Origin of the sequence: Delftia sp. CH05 (assembly GCF_009827015.1) — a bacterium.
GTDB lineage: Bacteria > Pseudomonadota > Gammaproteobacteria > Burkholderiales > Burkholderiaceae_C > Comamonas > Comamonas tsuruhatensis.
The window spans coordinates 24,084-44,137 of the sequence record NZ_WUMG01000021.1; the positions used below are offsets into that span (position 1 = coordinate 24,084).

Below are 20,054 nucleotides of genomic sequence, written 5' to 3' on the forward strand. Positions count from 1 at the left end.
GGTCAATCGACAGAGGTGTCGCGGGGCAGACTGGACGGGGAGATCACGCTGGGCAGGCGCGGCGCCGCAAGGGTGGCCTGTACCGGGTTGCCGGCCTTGAGCTCAGCGGGGTTCAGGCGCGCTGGCCGGTTGGCGCCAAAGCAGTCCAGGGCCAGACGCCAGGGGTTGCGCTCCCGGTCCACGTCAAAGCGCACCACGCGCAGCGGGTAGCGGATGAACACGTCCTTCACACCCTGGCCACCGAAGGTTTCTGTGACCTGCATGTCCAGCAGCACGGTCCAGGCGTCGGGGCCTTCGCTCAGCACACGGTTCTCGGAATACGGGAAGCCGGGGATTTCGGTGATCTGGCGCGTGCGCTTGCGCAACTCGCCCTTGCCCTGGCGGGTTTCCATATCGGCTTGCAATTGAGCCTGGCAGCGAGGCGTCAGGTAATACTGCATATTGAAAATTTGCTGTCCGTAGTCCTTGACACCATCGGTTTGCCAGCGATTGATCTGCTGCCAGATGTAGTACGCAAATCCGTAGACATTGGGCTTGGGCACGGGGGAATGGCCCCCCGTGACATGTACCGTGTCGCCGGCACGAACATCTGGCGCGAGATGCACGTCAACGCTCTTGGGCTGTCGCCAGGCAAACCAGACGGCGAATATGGCCAATACAAGCAGCGCAAACTGGCTTGCCATTTGCCTACGGCTGTGCCTCCGCTCCATTTCCAGAGCGTTCATATATTTTTCACTGCTCATACTTGATCTTTGCTTTTTTGGCTGAATGGATCGGAATCAATTCCCCGTCCCAGTTCCATGAAGCCGTCATGAGTGATGTATCGGCTTTTGACGATGCCTTTGCGGGCAAGGTAGATGCGAAATGCCTGGACATACCAGCGTTCAGGCTTTGAGCGTTTGATGCTCTGCAGGTAAAAGGACGAATACCAGATGATCACCATCGGCAAAGTAATTCCTAGCAGGATGATGAAATGCCAGTAGCCGGTTAGAAGATACAACCCACCCCCCAGTACGACGCTGATGGCAAGAGAAGCACAACCGATGTAGGTGGCTTCGGTCGCTGACATGCCATTGATGATGGCTGGCTCCGCATTGACACGATCGGTCAACGGGGCGCCGCGTCGTTCTGGAGGTTGCTGTTCGCCGGTCATTGATGATTAGGCGAGAGCCGATGTGGCGTAGTTAGACATCATGACAATGAAAACAATCAGAACCACCCCTGCAATGAAGAATTCCTTCAGGTCTGCCAATTCAGCTTGCCCCCGCGAATATTCTTTCCACTTGCGAAGGCCGCCACCCATAACACCAATAAAGGCCCAGGCTGCCAACACCGCAGCGAGGATGGCGATGCCAGCTTTAAAATACGCACCCATCATCCCCATCCAGTCGCCTTCTTGCACTTGTGCGCCGCCAATACCGCCTCCCTGGGGTGCTGGAACAACTGGAAGAACAGCGAAAGCTTGCTCGTGAATCATCACCGACAGCAGAAGAGTGGTTTGGGACAATTTGGAGAGAATCGATTTTTTCATAACATCCATCCTTGGAACAGTTAAGTAGTTGAAAAAACTAAAGCCAGGTCACGAATGCAAATAACGTGCAAACAATGACAATCACGGAAATCACCGCTTCGATTGCGTCTGCCTGCTCAATCTCGCCGGTGGTATAGGCTTCCAGGATCATTTTTCCGAACCATGCGGCAATAACCAGGATCACGCCAAAAACCAGCGAAATAACGAAGACCTTCATTCGCGCTGGATCAACGCCCGATGCGTCCATGAATCCCACTTTCATATCGCCATACATGGTTACGCTCCTCGGTTACTGGCGGTAGTCGCCGCGCAGAGGTGTCACGGGACGGGGTTGTCGGGGAGCGTCGATGTGGGTGGTGATGCCCTGGCGCAGCATTTCCAGATCACGCTGCAGCCAGTCGTACCTGAACTTCACGCGCTGGCCGGTGGGTGCGCTTTGCTCGGCCTGGCCAACCATGACCTGGACCTGCTCAATTTCGGCGGCAATGCGCGCCAGGCGCTCACGCTCCAGTTCATCGTCGGACACCGTGGCCCAGGCCGATGCCGTGGTGGCCAGGATGCCGATCACGAGGATGGCGAACAGCGGGCGGGGGGATTTCATCAATTTCTCCTTCTGAAAATAATCTGTATTTACTGGAATTACTCACAGCCAGCAGGACAGCAGCCCAGTTCAATGCCATGTTGGCAATACCCATGAGTAGAGTTCCATACGTCGTTGGCTTCCAACTCTTCAGCGTCCAAATAACCGACATCCCTGGCGATCATTAGTGCCTGTGCATGGTGCCTTTCGGAAATATGGCTGAGCTCTTTTTTAATGAGTCCGAAGAGATTCCGAGCGAACATCGTTTCAGACAAACCACTTCCTTTAATGGCAATATCTGCGCACTGATCGCAAACAGCACGCCATGCCATTTCGTCAAAATTATTTGTATCCATCATTGACTTATGCATATTTCTTGAAAGCGCCCACGGTGGTGGACAGCGATGCGGCCACCAGAACAGTGAAGATCAGCACCATGTAGGCGGGGTTGAATCCGGGGAAGGGCCATGCGAGGTACAGGCTGAACCCGCCCGTGAGAGCCCAATGCGTGTATCTCTTGGAGTGGTGGTAGACGAACGAGGATTCGCGCCCGCCGATCCAGCGGCGCCGGTCACGGCGCACTAGGCCGTCAATCACACCCATCAGGCATGCCAGCACGAACGCCGGCATGGCATAGGCCGCAATGCTCAGGCGCAGCACCACGTCCTGGGCCACGAGCATGCTGATCACGGCCCACTCGGCCGCGATCTTGGAGACGACGCGCGTTGTTGCGCCCACGGCCTGTAGAGGGGCAGAAAGCTTGGCCATGGCCTGCATGGGCTCATCGGTGAGCGATCGCTGATACCAACGCAGAATGCCGAGCCGCTCGTAGGGCCAGCGCACATAACCGAGCAGCTGCAGAGAAAAGCCCACGGTGTCGGGCACCAGCACGCTGCGCGGCGCCGCCGCGATGTATTGCAGGTCTTGCTGCAGGACCGACTGGGCGTGCGGGATGCCCTGGCCCTTCCAGACGAACATGCTGCCGCCGATCTCTATGACCATGCCGACAAGCCAGCTGGTCAGTGTGATGCTGACCAAGCCAAATGCGATCTTCAGCACCAGATCAACTGGGCCGACTGTGGGGACCTTGGAAGGCGTGCGCTGGGCTGTAGCCATCAGTGGTGCCCCACGATGCTGTCGATCACACCTGTGCTGCGCAGTGCAGCGGACTGCGCGCCAGACACGGCGGTGTAATCGGAGTCACTCTTGGCTGTGCTGTGCGCCAAGTCGATGCCGATGAGCTCGTGGCCACCGGAGCCCAAATGGTTGTGGCCCATCCAGTCGGTGTCGGCTGCCCAGGTTTCGCTGGTGCGGTAGCGCCGCTTCATGTCCTCGGCCACCGCCCGGAGGGACTTGGGCACGAATGGATCGTTCGTTGTGTCAGCCAGCGGGATGCGGATCTTGAAAGGACGGTTGCCTTCCAGCAGCGCAAAGGCCTGGCCCTGGGGCAGTTCAAGGATGTCCGAGGGCTCGATCAGCGGCGCCTTCGTTGTGGTGGCAATGTCATCGTTGCGGCTGGTGAAGTCCACACCGTTGCCTGTGGCAGCGGTGTCCGAGACACCAGAGACCGGCGTCAGGTGCGTCACGTTAACTTGCGGCACCTGATCCGTCAGCAGGCTGGCCGTCGCGGCCGAGCGCACGCGCAGCATGCACAGGTGGTTGAAGTTGTCCAGGATCTGGCCGGCCTTGGCTTTGTCACCCACGCGGGCCTCGATGTCGAACACGGACTGCGTGTATGCCGTGATCTGGAAGCCTGAGCCACCGAGCTTGTTGACCATGGGCACGAACTCGGGACCGGCGATCTCATTGACCTCATCGAAGTGGCAGCAGACTTTCGGCAGCTTGAGCTTTCCGTCCGTGGCATGCGGATCAAGGCCGGTCTTGTACAGGCGCCCGCCCACGCTCACCAGGTCAGACAGCATGGAGTTGCCCACGGCAGAGGAGACCACCGAGTCGGACAATGCGTCCAGGCCGGCGTAGACGATGCCGCCCTGGCGGAAGACCGTCATCCAGTCGAAGATGGGCCGCTGGTCGTTCGGGTCGAAGTAGTCCGGAGAGATGAGCTTGCCCACGGCGCCCGAAGTGAGCTTTTCCAAAAACGGTCCGAGCGATGCGATGATCTTTTCGTAGAAGGAGCGCTCGTAGCTGACGGCAGCGGCCAGGCCCAGCAGCACCTTGTCATTGGGCTGGGACTCCTTGATCCACACGTACATGGCCTGGATCTCGGGGGCGCGGTCTTGCATGCTGCGAGCCATCGGGATCGCTCCTTTGACAGGGAGCAGCTTTTGGATCTCTGCGAGTCGTTCTTGGTAGTTCTTGTACCGGCCCTGCGCAGCCTGGGCGCGGTAGAACATCGCGGCATAGTCCATGAACAGCGGATCGATGCCGGTCACGTCCTTGAGCAAGGACTCGTATGTTGGAATCCGACCCAGTGCGACCTGGGCCTGGGCCACGATGTTGGTGAAGCGCCAGGAGAACTCCTTGAACGCTGCGCTGTTGCCGGACGAGGGCAGAGCGTTGGTGGCGCGCCCGGCGACTTCGGTGATACGCGCGAAGTTGCCGATGCCGTTGTAGCGGGCGCTGATCTCGGGGTAGCCCAGGTGGAACAGGTAGAAGCTCTTCTCGCGGCCGGCGCGGCGCGCTTCGGCATGCATGCGAAGCATCAGCTCGGCGTCGCCCTTGGGATCGATCACGATCGTGACGTGGCCGGCGTGGATGTCCTGTGTGCACAGCAATTCCAGCAGGCGCGTCTTGCCCACGCGTGTCGTGCCCATGACCAGCATGTGGCCATTGCGCGAGCCCTGGCGCAGCAGCACTGGCTTTTCGTCTTGAACGCCAACGCCGTGCAATATGGGAGAGCCGCCCAAATCCACACCTGAAGCAAATGGATTCGCTGGTCCACCGATATCCACTGCACGCCGAACGAGTTGGCGAAGCAGGCTATCCGTCTTGGTCTCGGCCCATTTGCGAACCTGCTCGCCGGCATTGGCCAGGCGCATCTCTGCAGGAGAAGGCTTGACATACTCACGGACCTTGACAGCCTGGGTGTCCAGCTTGCGCTGTGTATGCAGCTGGGTCCAGGCGAAGCCTTCGCCGAGATACAGGTGGTCCTTGGTTCCGGGCAACTGGTGGGGCGCCACGCGGGTCATCTTCGTGAACTTCAGTCCGCGCTGGTACGCATACACGGAATAGGCCTCGCGGGCGCGCTTGCAGCCAAAGCCTGCAGCAATGGCTGCGGACACGGCACCCAGTGAATGCGGCATCATCAGCGCCCACGGGGCAGCTGCAGCCACGCCAGCAATACCGAAAGCTGTGGCAGCGCTCCATGCTTCCACAGGCGGCCGCAGCAGGCCTTCCATCACGCCCTCACTCATTCCTGCCTCCTGTGGCAGGGCTGGAACATGTAGTGGTCCACCACGTTCCAGAAATGTTCCAAGCGCGTGTCGTCATTGGGGAGACTCCGGCTTTTGCTGGAACATTTCTTGACCCAGGACCTGGTACGCACGTCCGTTGGAATGCACCAGCACCGGATAGGCATTGGCGCCTGTGGCCACCAGCTGCTCGGAGAGCCAGCTACCTGTCTCCGGTGCCAAGCGAAGCGGCATGGCCAGGCGCTGCAGAGACTTGAAGGCCAGAGGACTGCCGGCCTGCACCACGATGCCAACAGCCTGCAGCTGCACCAGCTTGTCCTTGTTGAAGGCAAGCCAGCGCATGGAAAGTTCATCGGCTGCCAGGACGAACATCGGCTGCGTCATCCAGGCACCGTCAAAGACCTGGAGCCCCTCCTGTGCCAGCATGCCGGTACGCAAAAGGCGCGCACCAAACGGGAAACGCAGGCCATCGAGCACTCCAGGATCGTCCGCATCGCCCACCAGCTGGGCGACATAGGGTGCGAACGGCACGCTGTGGCCGCTGTCGTGCAGCACCTGCAGCTTCTGGGTCTCGGGCAGTGACTGCCCGGCGACTGCAGGAGCGGCTGCAACTGAGCACAGGGCCAGGGCACAGAGGAGGCGGAGATTCATCGGCGAAGCGCTCCTCGCGCGGGGGCCGGCGTGCTGGCAGCAGGTTGCGGCTCGATGATCTGCGTGCGTGGCACGCCCAGCATGTCGGCGGCGCCGACCGAGCTGTGCACCTTGGGCATGCCGTCGAAGCTGATCATGGGATCGTTCGGGAACAGCCGCGCCATCGCCGCTTGCATCTCGCGCTCCCATGCAATGGAGCGCTCCACGTCCGCGCGGAAGATCCGCGCCATGCGCTCGGCATACTGCCGGCGCTCGGCTTCTGAGCGCGCATGGATGCCCAGGATCTCCAGCGGTGAGAGCTTCTCGACCGAGAAGTTCGCACGCGGCCCCAGGGCCAGCACTTTGGCCCGGCGCATTTCTTCGGCGTTCAGGCCCCACATCTGCTGGACCTGACGGTCGGTTTCGTCCGCTTGGCTGCGCGCCTGGGCTGTGTTGGCGGCTGTGGAGCTTCCTTCAGCGGTCTGGGTGGTACGCACCTGAGCCACGACCGGCATGCAAGCCACATGGGCCAGCAGAAGGCTCGCGCTGAAGCAAATAGCGGCTCGCATGTTCAGCCTCCCTGGCTCACGGAGAGCGTCAGGCCAGGACTGCCCGGGGCCACAAAGGTCGCTGTGCGCGACACAGGATCGGCGGACTTGAGCGCCATGCCATTGACCACGTCACCCGGGCGCAGCACGCGCATGCGGCGGTCACCAGGGATGCCCGAGGCCACCACGACCGAGGGCTCGCCGTTCCACATATCAACAGCGATCAGCTGGCCGGAGAGCGCAGGCGCCGCTGGTTTTTCGGCGGGCGCTGCCTTGGAGGTGGCGGCTTTCTGATTGACTGCAGGCCGCGAAGTCGCGGCCCTGGCTGGCTGGGCCTTGACCAGCACGCGCGGGGCTGATGTAGCGGGCCGGGCGGTGTGGGGCTCAGTGGCAGTCGGCGCGGGCGCGGGCACAGCCTGGGCAACGGCGGGCGTGGCGGCTCGCGCTTTGGCGTCCTGCTCTCGCATGTGCGCCAGTTGCTGGCTGAGCTCAATCATCATCGCTTCCATGCGCTGCATGCGAGCTGCAAGCTCCGGATCAGCGGCAGTGGCGGGTGCGGACGCGACTGGAGCTTGCACAGGGGCGGCCACGAGAGCACTGGCTTCGGGCTCGGCCTGCAGCCCTTGTGGCTGCGCCAAAGAAGACTGTGCGGGGTTGGCGGACGTGTCCAACTCCGATATGCCCAGCTGATCCAAGCCCCCAAGCCGTGGATCAATCGGTGCCCGGAGCTCGTCCGGGCCGCTGGGCTCGATCGTGCCCACGCTCGGCAGATTGGTCCCAAGAAGATCGGGAACCTGGCGGATGGATGGCCCGTACTGGAGGTAGCCCAGCAGCGCGATCCCTGCCAGGGATACAGCCATCAAACTGCGCCTTCCCCTGGAAGAATCGAGAAAGGCTGTTTTGCCCGTCTTGGCTGGAGCCTGTGCGGTCGCCTCGTGCGCTGAAGATTCACCGAACGCAGGCGACGCCGCATGGTTGAAGGTGGCAGCAGCCGAAAGATCGGGGCCTTGGGCAATGCCGGGTTGATCATGCTCTGAGGGGACTTGGTCCTGCCGCGATTCCATGTCCTGCATCCACTCCAGCCCGCCGATGTGGGGGGCGAAATCCAGGTCTGGCACAACGGGATGGCCGGGCGTATGAAATGACGGCCCGCTCATTGGTCTTTGCCCGATTTGGAAGGAGACACGATGGGCTGGAGCCGGCGCGGCGGCTGTGCGCTGCCGGCATTGCCCAGGACGAACCACACGCGGCGCGTGACATGGTCGGTTTGCCACGACCAAGCCTTGCCCACTAGCACAGCCAGCATGTCCTGGACGGAGTAGGGACCGAGGGTGCGATGTGCCTCGGGCAATGGAAGCCCGAGAAATCGCCGGGCTTCGGGAGACAGCGCCGTCAGGTCGGCCAAGGCGTAGCCGGTGCGCAGCAGGGTGTAGTCGATGGCCTCACCAATGGTCGTGACTTGTTCACGGGGGAAGGTGATTTGCGCCACGAGCGCCAAAGGCTCGTTCAAGCCCAATTGAGGCTGCGCTTCGGCGGTGGTGTAGCGACCCAGTTGCAGGCGCTTATTGCCGTCCACCAGGGGCGTGCTGGCGTGGCAAACGCCGGCAGCCAGCCATGCCATGCCAGCGAGGAGATATCGGTGCGATTGCCGGGACATGCGGGAGAAACTCCAGAAGAAAAATCCCGGGCCGCATGATGAAGAGGAGGAGAAGACATGCAGCCCGGGGGAAAGGACACATTCGCGTCCGCCGGTCGGCATATTCAGATTTGGGGCAATTCCTCTCAAGCGTAAAACGTGCGGTGCATACCGAACGTTTTACGCTTGACATTGCATGAAAAAAAAGGCATGGAAATTTCTGGTCAGATCAGCTGCTGATCACCATACAAGTGGAGCACCCCCGCTCATGCTTGAGGGCTCGAGGATCGCTGCAAATTTTGACGATGATCCAAATGCATGGCCGAGGTAAACAGCACGTTGCATACGAACGGTTTACGCTTGACATACAAGGAGAGAAAAGGGCAGGTGTTGAAATGGCTTAGCAGGCAGCAAGCAGAGGGCTGCTTGCTACGAGACAAACGGCTCCTACCGGCTTACAGGCCCTACCCAAAGGGCGCGGCTGCTCCTCAAAATTGAGGAGCAGCCGCAAAGGATTTACTGGTACTGGTAAAGGGCTTTGACGGGCTACGGGCCGGATTGCTGCGCCGAGGCGGCGCAGCAATCCAAAAATGGCCCAATGCATGGCGCCAAGACATAGATGAGCCTTGTCGCAACTGAGTCGGGGTTGCACGCCATAACATAAACGCACTGGGATTTCAAGCGTAAAACGTGCGGTGCGAAGTGCTCGATTTACGGCTGACTGCATCGACGCATCCCTGTACCGTGCGCGGCCATGGATACACCGTCGTTTCGCAGCCAGCACATGCCAGTTCGCCCTTCCCAGGAGCACCCGTTTCTAGGGCGCGATCCGCTGGACCATGGCTGTGCGATCTTCACGGTCATCGAGTCCCTGCAGCAGCTTGGTCTGGAAAGCTGGACGGCACGGCTGCTGAGCTGGCTGGGCAGGTTTGAAGGGCTGGAGCGCCATCTGGAAGAGGACTGCGATCCGGTGCTGTGTGTGCGCCAGATTCTCCTGCGGCATGTGGCAGAGCAGCCGAGAGGCGCCGGGGAACAGAAAGGCCTGGCAGATGTGACCTGGCACAGCATCGTCCACACCATCGTGGCTCAGCCCTTCGTGCAAGTGTGCTGCGACTGGAGCATTGACGGATTGAGGCCGCGAATTCGCTGGGACCCTATTGAACACACCTTCCTGCAGTTCTTGGCGCTCGGCCATGCTGATGAAGACCTGTCCGTATGGACTCCGGCCGCAGGAATGCCCTGCAGGGCGCGCAAATGCGCAAGCATGCTGCAGCGGAAAGCCAGATGAAAAATCTTGCAGCAAAGTTTCTGGCATTTGTACCTTGGCTCAAATATCGTGGATTGGCGCAGGCCGCAGAGGAATTGAAAGGGCCTTCTTCGGGCGCCGAACCTGCCTCAACGCCGATGCCTGTGGTGGCAGGGACTGAACCGGGCTGGCTTAGGGTGCTGAGCTCCGATCAGCTGCTCGCAGTCGTGCGCGCAGAAAAAGCTGTCGATGCCATGTGGCGCCAGTCGCACCAGAGTCGTGAAGTATGGGAGCGAGATCTGCTGCCGGCCATCCATCGGTATGCAGCGTTCGTGCAATTGATGCCTGCGTCAGAGGCGCACCACCATGCCCACGCTGGCGGGCTGCTCTCACACACGATTGAGATGGTCCTGGCAGCCCTGACCTGGCGCAACGCCATGCTGTTGCCGGGCGGCTCCCAGATCGAGGAAATCGATGCGCAACGTGACCAATGGAGCTACGTGGTGTTCTTCGCCGCGCTGCTGCACGACATCGCCAAGCCCATGACCGATCTGCGGATCCAGTGGCGTTGTGATGGCATGGCCGATTCAATTCGCTGGACACCTGCAGCCGGCAGCCTGGTCCAGATCACGGCCCGGCGTGCTGCCGCCGAGTACCTGGTCGATTTCACGCCCAAGAGCCAGCGCGACTACAGCGCCCACGGCAAACTGGCGCAGCTGCTGCTGTCGCGCATTGCGCCAGAGTCGGCACTCGTGTTCCTGGCCCAGACGCCTGCCGCCATGGACGCCCTGGAGCAGTATCTCAGCGGCCAGGACCGCGATAGCTTGGTGGCCCAGCTGGTGCGCCGAGCCGACCAGGCCTCGACGCAGCGCGCTCTGCTGTCGGGTCACAAGGGTCGCTTCCCGACCTCGAAGTCCAAGCCGTTGATCGACTTGCTGATGCAGGCCATCACCAGCATGCTGCAGGCCGGCACCGAGCTGCCGCTGAACCGCTCAGGTGGCGCGGCGTGGGTGTTTGAGGGAGCCATCTGGTTCGTGGCCAAGCGCTTGGCGGATTCGGTGCGCGAATGGATCAAGCGCAATGAGCCCGATGAGGCTGTACCAGGGGACTCGAAGAACGATCGGCTATTCGACACCTGGCAGGACTATGGCGTCATCGACCTGAACCCGGCCACCGGGCAGGCTATCTGGCATGTGACCGTGCAGGGAGAGGCATCCGAAGCTGCGGCAGATCGAGGAGGTTATGAGCACGACCTGGCCATGCTGCGATTTCCCTTGGCCAAGGTCTTTTCGCACGAGAGCAAGTATCCGGCGCCCATGCAAGGCAGATTGATCCTGCGGCAAAAACGCAAGGATGAGGCCGGGGAGGGCGGGGCCTCACCGCAGGCCGTGCAGCTGCAGATTCCTGCGGCAGGTTCTGGTGGTAAGGAGGATGCGGCAGTCCATGCACCCGAAGCTGCAGCACTACCAACCAGTCCTCGAGCGCCTGCAGCTGCAGCTGCGCCCAAGGCGCCCAGCAAGCAGGAATTGAAGCTTGCGGCAGTCATGCGCGAACCGGCTTTCAGGGCACCATCTGCTGCGGCAAAGTCGCCTGCAATGAAATCCGAAACTGGCACAGCACATCAGTCACGAAAGATTGATGCAACGCCAGTGAGCCCCCGGGAAGCGCCTGCACCCGGGCGTGCCCCTGCAAAGGTTCCAGCAGAAGCTGGCTCAGCAATCAAGGCAGAACCAGTACCTGGACCAGTTCGGCAACCTGAGAATGCTGCACAGCCAGCGCCGCCGCCGGCGGCGGGATCTTCAATCGATTATGACCCAGGCGATGCAGCCTACCTGCTCGACCAGAGTGACTTCCTCGATGAGGCCGAAACTGCAGCAGCGATGCGACCCAAGAAAGGCCCACGGCCGCCGAAGCCGGCGCGGGCCAGGGAGGAGGGCGGGGCGGTGCGCGAGCAATCATCAGAAGCTGCCGCAGGCCTGGACGAGGCCCGGGCTACGCCAGAGCCTCCAGCACAGCCTACTGCCCAGATCCTTTCATCAGAACCTGCAGCAGTGCCTGCGCCTGCGGCGGCTCCACCACTGACTGTCCTTCCTACTCGGCGCGCCGCGAGCGTCGCTTCGGAGTTCCGGAGCCTGAGCGACGAGCTCGATGACTTGCCCACGGTCGTGGTGCGGGCCAGGAGCGAGCCACAGGCCCACCGTGCAGACGAGCCCCAGCCGGTACTGCTCTTGCAGCAGCTACCCAAGATCGATGGCCAGGAAAGGCCTGCGCACGAGCCCAGCGAGTTGGCGTTGGACTTCATGCGGTGGGTTCAGCAGGGCTTAGTTGATCGTGAGATCAAGTTCAACGAGACGGGGGCAGCCGTGCATTTTGTCGAGCAAGGCATGGCGTTGGTCTCTCCGCTGATCTTCAAGAAATTTGCTCAGGAACATGCCGACCTGGCAGAAAGCCCAACTGAGCTGGCCACGAAGGTGCAGCGGGAGGTCATCAAGTGCGGCTGGCACCTGCCGGCAGCCAATCGGACCAACATCGTCGCGTTCGAGATTTACTCGCGCGGCGATGTCAAAGGCCGGCTGTCATGCGTGGTGCTGGTCGAGCCTGGGCGATGGGTTCAGCCCGTTCCGCCGAGCAATCCTGCGCTCAAGATGGTTTAGGGAATTTTCGAAATCACAAGCGTTTTCAAGAACTTATGAGTTTCACATCTGATGGTCGGAGATCCGTCTGCAGAGGTCGCCGGCTTGGCGCAAGTAGTTGAGCATCGACTCAGCAGGAATTTCTAAAAGACAATATTAATCAATGACTTATGACATTCAACGTACTTTCTAAAACCCAAGAGCCGAAGGTGGCTCTGGATGCGGACCAGCGACTTGGTCTGTGGAGGTCGAGGCCTTGGCAGCACCGGGCGCTGTATCGCTTCAACGTTTTCTCGGCCTATGCCGGCGGGCTGGTCACGGGCAGGCATGTCTGGGATGCCTTGCGCAATCCTCACCAGGTGGTCATGTTGCCGTTGCGGCCGCCTCGGCGCGGGATGATCTTCGTGTGTCCTGCTGCTGTGCGTGAGTTCGAGGAGGCGTGTGGGGCTGGCGGCTTGGATGCAAACGCTAAAAGCGTAGCGCTGGAGGTGCCTGAGCAGCCGCTTGGTGCTCGGGTAAAAGATCAAACGGTTGACAGTTCGGTGCGCAGCCCATAGAGTCCAACCCGTGCGTCAACGAGGAAGCCTCTTAACATAATTTCCCGCTTAGTTAGTGATTGCTACGGTTGTGAGCCCTTTAAAAGCTCACTTTTTTTAGCGATCAAATACTAGATACAATGTATATTATGTTAAATCACAGTTGCGATTAACACTGTCCAAACCCAGGTAAGGCACTCTTCCTGCACCAGGCCTGCCTGTCTTCCGCCTCTTTTTTCAGCTGTTCAACCCTCTTCCCAGGCTCTCCAGTTCCTGCCTCAACAACAACTCCGTCTCCTGCGGTTCGAACTGGCGTTGCAGCAGCGGGATGGTGAAGACGTAGCGTGCGTCGTGCACGCCGTGGGTTTCATCGCGGCGCAGGACGTAGGCCAGTTGCAGGCGGGCCAGGGATCGGCGCAAGGCCTGGGCCTGGCCGGTTGCGCCGTGGGCCTGGACCAGGGCGTCGAGCGCGGTCAGGCTGGTGTGACCTTGCTGGGCCGTGTGATACACGGCGATGCGGTCCAGGCGGCAGGCCTGTTCGTCGGTGCTCAGGCGGCCCCAGCCGACCAGCGCATCCTGTACGGGCTGGGATTCCAGCGCCTGGCGCAGGTGGCGCTCTTCGATCACGCGTTCGTCGGGCCCCAGGGCTTGCAGGCATTCCTGGCAGAGGATGGCGACCAGATTGGCCCGCCTGCCGCTGGCCTCGATCAGGCGTTCGGCCAGGGCGTCGTTGGCGTAGCCCACGCGCAGCCTGCGCAGCGGCTCGGTGGCCAGTGCCTGGCAGGCGGACGGCTCCAGGCCACCGATGGCCAGGATGTCGCCGAAGTTGCGCAGCGGCGACTGGTAGTCGAGCAACGCGGCCGCATAGAGATCCCAGAATCCAGCCAGCATGAACCAGCAACGGCCCTCCTCGCTGAGCGCGCGCAAGGCGCTGAGCTGGGGATAACCGTTGCGGGCCTCATCGCGGAAGAACAGGTCGGCCTCGTCGATCAGCAGGTACAGCCGCCTGCCCTGCGATTGCGACTGCAGGTGTTCGATGATGGCCTCCAGCGGTGTCTCCACGGGCAGGCCGAACTGGGTGGCCAGGCGCGGCGTAAGGCGGTGGTCGCGCAGCGAGAGGTAGTGGCAGGCAATGGACGGATGCTCCTGCAGGCGCCGTTGCACGGCCTTGAGCAGGCTGCTTTTGCCGAGCTGGCGCCCTCCCACGACCAGGTAGTTGGCCGGTTCGCGGTTGAGTATGCGCGCCAGCAGGCGCTCGCGGCCGAAGAACACGTCCTCGCGCGTCACGCCGCCGCGCGTCTGGTAGGGCGAGATGCGCGTGACCTGCAGCTGCGCGGCCAGCAGCCGCAGCAGCACCTGCGCGGGCTCGCCGCCCATCAGCCATTCGGTCTGACCGGGGCTGTCCAGCACTGCGTGCAGATTGGTGCGGTCCTGGGCATGGCGCTGCAGCAGCGGCATGGGCGACTGGGGATGCTGGGGGCTGAGGATCAGCACCACGTCGCCGCCGGTCTGCAGCAGGCGCAGCTGGCGCACGAGTTCGCCCTCTTCCAGTTCTTCCAGCTGCTCTGGCAGCGCATAGACCAGGCAGCGGCCCAGGGCGATGGGCAGGTCCGGCGGCAGCGTCCATTCGAACATGCCACCGGGCACGGGCCATTCGCCCTCGGCGGTTTTGCAGGTGGCCGACAGTCGTTCGGCCAGGGCGCGCACGCGGGCGGCGGGGCTGGCGCCGGCAAAGCGCAGGGCACGCTGCCAATCGGGCGGGCGTATGCCTGCGGCGCGCAGCACGGCGGACCGCCGGCCGGTGAGCCGCAGCAGCCGGTCCAGCTGGGGAAGATGCTGATACGGCTTGCGGCGCAGGCGCCCGGGCTTGAGCTGCGCCGGGCCTATCAGCGGATGGCGGACCAGCCACAGCAGGGCCAGGCCGCCAAAGACCAGGGCGCAGGTCCAGATGATGTTGCGCAGCCAGCCAAAGGGTTCGTGCTCTGGCTGCCCTGGCGAGGGGCTGCAGTTCAGCGGCAGATAGCGTGGCGGGGTGGGTGGCTGGCCGCCCTGGCAGCTCCAGTCCTGGCTGGGCATGTTCAGCTGCAGCAGGACCTGGGTTCCTGAGAGCACGCCCATCTGGCTGTCGCGCACGATGTCCGCCTGCAGCACGAAGGGCCTGGGCGAACTCATGCGCACACGAGGCTCGGCAATCTCCGGTGCCACGCTGGCGATGTCCTGCGGCCAGCTTTCATGCTGGCGCACATGCTCCATCAGGGCCAGGCGCCACAGGATGATTTCGTTCCAGACGCGCCCTGAACTTTCCGCGCCCTGCAGGCTGCCGCGGGTAACGGGGTTGTAGCGGGGCAGAAGGATGGCTGTGCCTATGAACAGCGTGAACAAGGCCAGCAGCGCGGCGCGCCAATAGGATCGGGGCAGCTGCAGAAGGCGGGCCGGGCCGCTCATGCCTGCAGCACTGCCATTGCGGCTTCGCGGGCGATGTCGCAGCGCCAGTGCAGGTGGGCGCCCTCGCCCGCTCCGCGCACCTGTAGCAGATTGCCCCAGAACAGGCGCCGCAGCACGGCATCCTGCAGATAGGGCCGCGCACGGCCCAGCGATGCCGCATCCACCAGGCTTCGCAATTGATCGCGTGCGGCCGGCTCCTGCGCCAGGGGCAGCAGGGTCTGCCACAGGCGCGCACTGGCCACCAGATGGGCGCGCAGCAGTGGCGAGTGCACGGCAGCGATGCCCACACCCTGCTCCACCAGCCATTGCAGCGCTTCCTCGAAGAGCGCGGGATGCCCGCCCGTCAGGGCCTGCAGCGCCTCGATGACCTCGACCGGCCAGGCTGTTGCCGGCCAGCGCTGGCGCGCCATCAGGGCCAGGTCTTCCAGCGTGGGATCGGGCCAGTGCGCCACCTGGCCGATGTTGAGCAGGGACAGATCGCCGCTGCGGTACTTGAGGTCGGCCAGCGCTTCGCTGCCGCACAGCAGCAGGTGCAGGCGGCCGCTGTGCATTTCGCTGAGGCTGCGCAGGATGCCGGCCAGCGTCTCGCGCAGTGCGGCCGTGCCTTGCTCGAAACGGCTGACCAGGCAGAACAGGCGGCCGCCTGCCAGCAGGCGCTTTTCCAGCAGGGCCTCGAATTCATAGTCCGAGCCCACCTCGCCCAGCCCGCATTGCCGGCCCAGGGCCGCGAAGTAGTCGGCCGGGGCCGTGCTCACGCTGTAGGGCGGCTGGATGTGCAGTACCGCCTCGGCGCCGTACTGGGCGCGGGCACGCAGCAGCAATTCCTGGCGGAACGGGGGCTGACCCCAGTGCGCGGGAGACAGCAGCATGGTGATGGCATAGGGCGAGGCCTGGGCCAGCTGGGCAAAAAGCCGATCCATGAAGCCGGCAAAAGGCTGGGCGCCAGCGGCTGGCGCCTGCAGCGGGAACTGCGTGGCAAAGCCGGCGGCGGAGAACAGGCGATTGGTCTCCGCCTCCGTCAGCCGCAGATACTGGGCGCAGGCGGCCAGCCGGTCGCGCGAGCGCGGATTGGGCAGGGAAACCCCATTCCTCCAGTTGTTGACGGCTTCCCGGCTCAGCCCGATCTCGGTGGCCACCCCCGAAGCGCTGGCACGGATGCGGCGCATGTACAGACCCAGAAGATGGCCGAAATCCTCGTGAACGCCTGCGGCCACGGCGGGGCCCTGCTCGATTGCGGTGGGCTGCATCAGCGCTGGCCCTGCTCAAAAAGACGGCGCCTGATGGCGCATGTCCATCCTGCCGTGACGACGGTCGGTATCCACATCCTGTTCACCCTCTCCTGGGACTTTGCCGGATCTTGTGCAATTTGTTTCATTCTGCCGAGCGCGGATTGTCTCAGGATGCCGGGTCGCTGCCGCCCTGCCCCGCGAACTCCCGCCGCGCACTGGCCATCCGGTACAGCGGCAGCACGACCGCCAGTACCAATCCCAGGGCCAGCCAGAGCCACAGGCCCTTGCCTCTGAAAGCCAGGGCGGCAACGACGATGAAGGCGACGGCCTCGCACAGTCCGCGAAAGCCTGCCCGCAGCATGAACAGGCCCGCGATGCCGTCCACCGGCGACACGCCGCTCTTGCGCAGGCTGGCCATGGTCTCCAGCAGGGCCTGCACGGACTCCTGGGCCTGGCGATCGCGCTCCTGGTCACGCTCGCGCAGTTGCCTGATGGCCATGGGCTGGGCGGGATTGCTGAGTGAGGTGCCATCGTTGCCCTCTTCCTGCCCCGGGCGCGGATAGACCTCTGCGTCGGGATCGACCAGCACCTGGCGCTCCGGGTAGCGGGCCAGCCAGGCATGGTGGCTGACCCATTGGCCGGCATCGAAGTGATAGCGCTCGCTCTCTCCCACCTGGTCATAGAAGACATGCAGCACCGCCGCCTGCAGGCCGTGCTGGAACAAGGTCTCCAGCAGCCGCCAGGGCATGCCCGCCGTGGTGCGGGTGTCGAAGCCCAGTTCCAGATGCTGGGGATGGCCCAGGGCGCTGGCATTGGCCCAGTCGTCATCCCACAGCGCGGATCGGTCCAGGGCGGGGTCCAGCTCATGGATCCAGCGCTCGGCCTGCTCCCAGGACTGCCGGGCCAGGTACTGGCAGATCAGTTGCACGCGGCGCAGCTGCAGGGGCGTATCGAAGAACAGATAGAGGTGATGGACGTTGCTGGACATGGCGGGCCTGAGGCGTTTGCAGGAATGCCGCGATTGTTCAATTGCAGCTGCCAGCCGGCCCTCCCAGGCCTGTCCAGCACGCGGCTGGCAGGCGCTGCCGCCGGTTGACATTCTGTCCACTGCAAGAAGCGGGATGCAGGCGCTGCTGCGGCGCCCTAGACTGCGGCAATTGCCCACAGCGCCCATACCGCCAACCGCGCCCGCCATGCACAACCTCCGTCTTTTCGACAACGAAGCTTGCGAATCCGCCCCGCCCTGCCAATGGACGCAGATGGAGCACCAGCTCGACGAGCACGGCTGTGCCCGGCTACCCGGCCTGCTGGACGCGCAGCAATGCCGTGACCTGGCGGCCCTCTACACCAGGGAAGACGGTTTTCGCTCCCGCATCGTCATGGCCCGCCACGGTTTCGGGCGTGGCGAATACCGGTATTTCGACTACCCCTTGCCACCTCTGCTGCAGAGGCTGCGCGAACAGCTGTATTCCCGCCTGGTGCCGGTGGCCAACCGCTGGAACCAGCGCATGGGGCTGGATGTGCGCTATCCGGACCGGCTGCGGGACTTCCTGGCGCGCTGCCACGCGCACGGCCAGTTGCGGCCCACGCCGCTGATCCTCCAATACGGCGAGGGCGACTACAACTGCCTGCACCAGGATGTCTATGGAGAGCATGTGTTTCCGCTGCAGGTGGTGTTGCTGCTGTCGCGGCCGGGGCAGGACTTTGCGGGCGGGGAATTCGTCATCACCCAGGCCGATGGCGACCGGCAACGGGCCGATGTGATGGCGTTGGACCAGGGCGATGCGCTGGTCCTGGCCGTGCGCCACCGGCCCGTGCCGGGGCGGCGCTCAGGCTACCGCCGCGCGGCCATGCGCCATGGCGTCAGCCGCGTCCGAAGCGGCCATCGCCATACCGTGGGGCTGATCTTTCATGACGCACTCTGATATGACGCACTTTGATGGACGGCCGGTATGAGCACGCTGGATCTTTTTGCCGATGAATCTCCCATGGGCATCGAACCCATTGGGCCCCAGTCCGTGGTGCTGCGCGGCCATGCCCTGCCCCGTGCGGCACCACTGCTGGCTGCGGTGGACGGCGTCATGGCCCAGGCGCCGCTGCGCCATCTGGTCACGCCGGGCGGCTTCACCATGTCGGTGGCCATGACCAACTGCGGCGCGCTGGGCTGGACCAGCGACCGGCGCGGCTACCGCTACAGCGCCATCGACCCGGTCAGCGGCCAGCCCTGGCCCGCCATGCCCGCCGTGTTTGCGCAGCTGGCGGGCGAAGCGGCCGCCGCTGCGGGTTTCGAGGGCTTCGCGCCCGATGCCTGCCTGATCAACCAGTACCTGCCCGGCAGCCGCCTGTCCCTGCACCAGGACCGCGACGAGCGTGACCTTGGCGCGCGCATCGTCTCGGTGTCACTGGGCATGCCGGCCACATTTCTGTTTGGAGGGCTTGCGCGCGCGGACAAGACGGCCAGGGTGTTGTTGCGGCATGGCGACGTGGTGGTCTGGGGCGGCGTGGATCGGCTGCGCCACCACGGCGTGTTGCCGCTCAAGGACCAGCCTCACCCGCTGCTGGGCGGGCGGCGCATCAATCTCACGTTTCGCAAGGCGGGTTGAATGGCGGGGTCGACATGGATGGGCTGAACAGCAGTGATCGCTTCGCTGGCCTGGACTGGGGCCGCATTGGCACCCAGCTCGATGCAGAGGGCCATTGCCTGCTGCCACGGCTGCTGAATGCGGATGAAAGCCGCGCCCTGGCTAGCGAGGCGGCCATGCGCAATGGCCTGCCGCCCTCCCTCGACACATGGCGCCCGGTGCTGTACCGGCACCTGCTTGCCATTGCCAATCGCTGGCGTGCCCAAATGGACATGCAGCCTGCCCTGCCCGCCTCGTTCGAGGCCTTCGGGCAGCTGGGCCACCAGCGCGGCCAGATGCATCCGCAGTCGCACCTGCTGCATGTGGCGCAGGCGGGCCATGCGCCGCTGCGCTCATACAGCGAAGGTGCGGCGGTGTTCCCGCTGCAGCTGGTGCTGCTGCTGTCCCGGCCGGGCCAGGATTTCGAGGGCGGCGAATTCGTGATGACCGAGCAGCGCCCGCGCATGCAATCGCGCCCCATGGTGCTGCCGCTGGGCCTGGGGGATGCGGCCATCATCGCCACGGGGCCGCGCCCGGTGCGCGGTGCGGCAGGCTTTTACCGCGTGCATCTGCGGCATGCCATCAGCCGCGTTCACCGTGGCGAGTGGCTGGGTGTGGAGCTGCTGCTGCACGACGCGCCGCAGGCTACCGACGCGAGCCGCTGGCTATAATGCCGCGCCTGCAAAGGCATCCGTGCATCAGGTGTCCACATGCCAGCCATGGGGATGAAACGGGAACAAGGTGACTGCCAGCAAATGCTTTTTGCGCTGCCGGCACAGGCCTTGGCTGCCCCCGCAACGGTAAACAAGTCAAGGCGCTCCACGCCTGTCCCGCCAGTCTCCGCAACCCTGCGGAGGGGCGATGACAGGCTGTCACTGGTCCATGGCGTGGTCTGCAACATGCAGCTTTTCGCGGGTGGATTGGGAAGACGGGGCGCTGGGCGCAAGGCATGTCCTTGCGCCGCTTGTGAGCCCGGAGACCGGCCTGCTGCGTTTCGCGCCCGCTGAGCGGGCGCTTTCTTGACTGTCTGCGGGGTGCGGATGGCAAC

General features: G+C 63.4%; 21 protein-coding genes and 1 riboswitch. Of the genes, 6 read left to right on the forward strand and 15 right to left on the reverse strand.

The window, feature by feature from the left end; genetic code table 11:
- Positions 1 to 2: 2 nt before the first annotated feature.
- The 12 genes from GRX31_RS17120 to pilL2 form a co-directional block, all read right to left on the reverse strand.
- Positions 3 to 743: a PFL_4703 family integrating conjugative element protein gene (locus GRX31_RS17120; RefSeq protein WP_016446100.1), complete on the reverse strand. Its 741-nt coding sequence runs from the start codon at positions 741 to 743 to the stop codon at positions 3 to 5.
- Complete coding sequence (locus tag GRX31_RS17125; protein WP_237426709.1) at positions 740 to 1,153, reverse strand: TIGR03750 family conjugal transfer protein; 414 nt, start codon at positions 1,151 to 1,153, stop codon at positions 740 to 742. The genes GRX31_RS17120 and GRX31_RS17125 overlap by 4 nt, the downstream gene beginning before the upstream one ends.
- A 6-nt stretch (positions 1,154 to 1,159) precedes the next feature.
- On the reverse strand, positions 1,160 to 1,531 hold the full coding sequence (locus GRX31_RS17130; protein WP_160853865.1) for a DUF2976 domain-containing protein: 372 nt from the start codon (positions 1,529 to 1,531) through the stop codon (positions 1,160 to 1,162).
- 37 nt (positions 1,532 to 1,568) lie between these two features.
- A complete protein-coding gene (locus GRX31_RS17135; protein WP_160853867.1) occupies positions 1,569 to 1,805 on the reverse strand; it encodes a DUF3262 family protein in 237 nt (78 codons plus the stop codon).
- 15 nt (positions 1,806 to 1,820) lie between these two features.
- Complete coding sequence (locus GRX31_RS17140; protein ID WP_160853869.1) at positions 1,821 to 2,132, reverse strand: integrative conjugative element protein, RAQPRD family; 312 nt, start codon at positions 2,130 to 2,132, stop codon at positions 1,821 to 1,823.
- Positions 2,133 to 2,170: 38 nt separating this feature from the next.
- Positions 2,171 to 2,470: a hypothetical protein gene (locus GRX31_RS17145; RefSeq protein WP_160853871.1), complete on the reverse strand. Its 300-nt coding sequence runs from the start codon at positions 2,468 to 2,470 to the stop codon at positions 2,171 to 2,173.
- A 4-nt stretch (positions 2,471 to 2,474) separates the two neighbouring features.
- On the reverse strand, positions 2,475 to 3,227 hold the full coding sequence (locus GRX31_RS17150; protein WP_160853873.1) for a TIGR03747 family integrating conjugative element membrane protein: 753 nt from the start codon (positions 3,225 to 3,227) through the stop codon (positions 2,475 to 2,477).
- Positions 3,227 to 5,485 carry a type IV conjugative transfer system coupling protein TraD gene (gene traD, locus GRX31_RS17155; RefSeq protein WP_160853875.1) on the reverse strand — a complete coding sequence of 753 codons (2,259 nt, stop codon included), beginning with the start codon at positions 5,483 to 5,485 and terminating at the stop codon, positions 3,227 to 3,229. The genes GRX31_RS17150 and traD overlap by 1 nt, the downstream gene beginning before the upstream one ends.
- Before the next feature lie 72 nt (positions 5,486 to 5,557).
- Entirely contained in the window at positions 5,558 to 6,133 is a 576-nt protein-coding gene (locus tag GRX31_RS17160; protein ID WP_160853877.1) for a PFL_4695 family integrating conjugative element protein, read from the reverse strand.
- Positions 6,130 to 6,627 carry an integrating conjugative element protein gene (locus tag GRX31_RS17165; RefSeq protein ID WP_141832533.1) on the reverse strand — a complete coding sequence of 166 codons (498 nt, stop codon included), beginning with the start codon at positions 6,625 to 6,627 and terminating at the stop codon, positions 6,130 to 6,132. The genes GRX31_RS17160 and GRX31_RS17165 overlap by 4 nt, the downstream gene beginning before the upstream one ends.
- Before the next feature lie 56 nt (positions 6,628 to 6,683).
- Complete coding sequence (locus tag GRX31_RS30890) at positions 6,684 to 7,817, reverse strand: hypothetical protein (protein ID WP_237426711.1); 1,134 nt, start codon at positions 7,815 to 7,817, stop codon at positions 6,684 to 6,686.
- A complete protein-coding gene (gene pilL2, locus GRX31_RS17175; protein ID WP_160853879.1) occupies positions 7,814 to 8,317 on the reverse strand; it encodes a PFGI-1 class ICE element type IV pilus protein PilL2 in 504 nt (167 codons plus the stop codon). The genes GRX31_RS30890 and pilL2 overlap by 4 nt, the downstream gene beginning before the upstream one ends.
- 733 nt (positions 8,318 to 9,050) lie before the next feature.
- On the opposite strand from pilL2, the gene GRX31_RS17180 reads away from it, so the two are divergent.
- The 3 genes from GRX31_RS17180 (at position 9,051) to GRX31_RS17190 (ending at position 12,732) form a co-directional block, all read left to right on the forward strand.
- Positions 9,051 to 9,584, forward strand: coding sequence for a hypothetical protein (locus GRX31_RS17180; RefSeq protein ID WP_160853881.1), 534 nt, complete (start codon positions 9,051 to 9,053; stop codon positions 9,582 to 9,584).
- Positions 9,512 to 12,196, forward strand: a complete 2,685-nt coding sequence (gene mobH / locus GRX31_RS17185) for a MobH family relaxase (RefSeq protein ID WP_237426712.1) — start codon at positions 9,512 to 9,514, stop codon at positions 12,194 to 12,196. The genes GRX31_RS17180 and mobH overlap by 73 nt, the downstream gene beginning before the upstream one ends.
- A 149-nt stretch (positions 12,197 to 12,345) precedes the next feature.
- A complete protein-coding gene (locus tag GRX31_RS17190; RefSeq protein ID WP_160853883.1) occupies positions 12,346 to 12,732 on the forward strand; it encodes a hypothetical protein in 387 nt (128 codons plus the stop codon).
- Positions 12,733 to 12,948: 216 nt separating this feature from the next.
- Here the strand turns inward: GRX31_RS17190 and GRX31_RS31035 are convergent, their stop codons facing one another.
- The 3 genes from GRX31_RS31035 to GRX31_RS17205 form a co-directional block, all read right to left on the reverse strand.
- On the reverse strand, positions 12,949 to 15,156 hold the full coding sequence (locus GRX31_RS31035) for an AAA family ATPase (RefSeq protein ID WP_160853885.1): 2,208 nt from the start codon (positions 15,154 to 15,156) through the stop codon (positions 12,949 to 12,951).
- Entirely contained in the window at positions 15,153 to 16,403 is a 1,251-nt protein-coding gene (locus GRX31_RS17200; RefSeq protein WP_016446084.1) for a hypothetical protein, read from the reverse strand. The genes GRX31_RS31035 and GRX31_RS17200 overlap by 4 nt, the downstream gene beginning before the upstream one ends.
- A gap of 148 nt (positions 16,404 to 16,551) precedes the next feature.
- Positions 16,552 to 17,373: a hypothetical protein gene (locus GRX31_RS17205; RefSeq protein ID WP_151019693.1), complete on the reverse strand. Its 822-nt coding sequence runs from the start codon at positions 17,371 to 17,373 to the stop codon at positions 16,552 to 16,554.
- A gap of 205 nt (positions 17,374 to 17,578) precedes the next feature.
- Between GRX31_RS17205 and GRX31_RS17210 the strand changes: the two genes are divergently transcribed.
- The 3 genes from GRX31_RS17210 to GRX31_RS17220 are packed head-to-tail and all read left to right on the forward strand — an operon-like array spanning position 17,579 to position 19,677.
- The gene (locus GRX31_RS17210) at positions 17,579 to 18,310 is read left to right on the forward strand and encodes a 2OG-Fe(II) oxygenase (RefSeq protein ID WP_043791937.1); all 732 of its coding nucleotides are present in this window, start codon (positions 17,579 to 17,581) and stop codon (positions 18,308 to 18,310) included.
- A gap of 27 nt (positions 18,311 to 18,337) precedes the next feature.
- Positions 18,338 to 18,988 carry a DNA oxidative demethylase AlkB gene (gene alkB / locus GRX31_RS17215; RefSeq protein WP_160853887.1) on the forward strand — a complete coding sequence of 217 codons (651 nt, stop codon included), beginning with the start codon at positions 18,338 to 18,340 and terminating at the stop codon, positions 18,986 to 18,988.
- A 14-nt stretch (positions 18,989 to 19,002) separates the two neighbouring features.
- A complete protein-coding gene (locus GRX31_RS17220; protein ID WP_160853889.1) occupies positions 19,003 to 19,677 on the forward strand; it encodes a 2OG-Fe(II) oxygenase in 675 nt (224 codons plus the stop codon).
- Positions 19,678 to 19,689: 12 nt separating this feature from the next.
- Positions 19,690 to 20,008: riboswitch (cobalamin riboswitch) on the forward strand.
- Positions 20,009 to 20,054: the final 46 nt, after the last annotated feature.

Excerpts from the sequence above, each read along its gene's own strand:
- GRX31_RS17125 (WP_237426709.1), bottom strand. The coding sequence starts at position 1,153 with ATGACCGGCGAACAGCAACCTCCAGAACGACGCGGCGCCCCGTTGACC.
- GRX31_RS17160 (WP_160853877.1), bottom strand. The coding sequence starts at position 6,133 with ATGAATCTCCGCCTCCTCTGTGCCCTGGCCCTGTGCTCAGTTGCAGCC.
- GRX31_RS17150 (WP_160853873.1), bottom strand. The coding sequence starts at position 3,227 with ATGGCTACAGCCCAGCGCACGCCTTCCAAGGTCCCCACAGTCGGCCCA.
- traD (WP_160853875.1), bottom strand. The coding sequence starts at position 5,485 with ATGAGTGAGGGCGTGATGGAAGGCCTGCTGCGGCCGCCTGTGGAAGCA.
- GRX31_RS17210 (WP_043791937.1), top strand. The coding sequence starts at position 17,579 with ATGCACAACCTCCGTCTTTTCGACAACGAAGCTTGCGAATCCGCCCCG.
- GRX31_RS31035 (WP_160853885.1), bottom strand. The coding sequence starts at position 15,156 with ATGAGCGGCCCGGCCCGCCTTCTGCAGCTGCCCCGATCCTATTGGCGC.
- GRX31_RS17130 (WP_160853865.1), bottom strand. The coding sequence starts at position 1,531 with ATGAAAAAATCGATTCTCTCCAAATTGTCCCAAACCACTCTTCTGCTG.
- GRX31_RS30890 (WP_237426711.1), bottom strand. The coding sequence starts at position 7,817 with ATGAGCGGGCCGTCATTTCATACGCCCGGCCATCCCGTTGTGCCAGAC.
- mobH (WP_237426712.1), top strand. The coding sequence starts at position 9,512 with ATGGACTCCGGCCGCAGGAATGCCCTGCAGGGCGCGCAAATGCGCAAG.
- GRX31_RS17205 (WP_151019693.1), bottom strand. The coding sequence starts at position 17,373 with ATGTCCAGCAACGTCCATCACCTCTATCTGTTCTTCGATACGCCCCTG.
- GRX31_RS17200 (WP_016446084.1), bottom strand. The coding sequence starts at position 16,403 with ATGCAGCCCACCGCAATCGAGCAGGGCCCCGCCGTGGCCGCAGGCGTT.
- GRX31_RS17145 (WP_160853871.1), bottom strand. The coding sequence starts at position 2,470 with ATGATGGATACAAATAATTTTGACGAAATGGCATGGCGTGCTGTTTGC.
- alkB (WP_160853887.1), top strand. The coding sequence starts at position 18,338 with ATGAGCACGCTGGATCTTTTTGCCGATGAATCTCCCATGGGCATCGAA.
- GRX31_RS17140 (WP_160853869.1), bottom strand. The coding sequence starts at position 2,132 with ATGAAATCCCCCCGCCCGCTGTTCGCCATCCTCGTGATCGGCATCCTG.
- GRX31_RS17165 (WP_141832533.1), bottom strand. The coding sequence starts at position 6,627 with ATGCCGGTCGTGGCTCAGGTGCGTACCACCCAGACCGCTGAAGGAAGC.
- GRX31_RS17190 (WP_160853883.1), top strand. The coding sequence starts at position 12,346 with ATGACATTCAACGTACTTTCTAAAACCCAAGAGCCGAAGGTGGCTCTG.
- pilL2 (WP_160853879.1), bottom strand. The coding sequence starts at position 8,317 with ATGTCCCGGCAATCGCACCGATATCTCCTCGCTGGCATGGCATGGCTG.
- GRX31_RS17135 (WP_160853867.1), bottom strand. The coding sequence starts at position 1,805 with ATGTATGGCGATATGAAAGTGGGATTCATGGACGCATCGGGCGTTGAT.
- GRX31_RS17180 (WP_160853881.1), top strand. The coding sequence starts at position 9,051 with ATGGATACACCGTCGTTTCGCAGCCAGCACATGCCAGTTCGCCCTTCC.
- GRX31_RS17120 (WP_016446100.1), bottom strand. The coding sequence starts at position 743 with ATGAGCAGTGAAAAATATATGAACGCTCTGGAAATGGAGCGGAGGCAC.
- GRX31_RS17220 (WP_160853889.1), top strand. The coding sequence starts at position 19,003 with ATGGATGGGCTGAACAGCAGTGATCGCTTCGCTGGCCTGGACTGGGGC.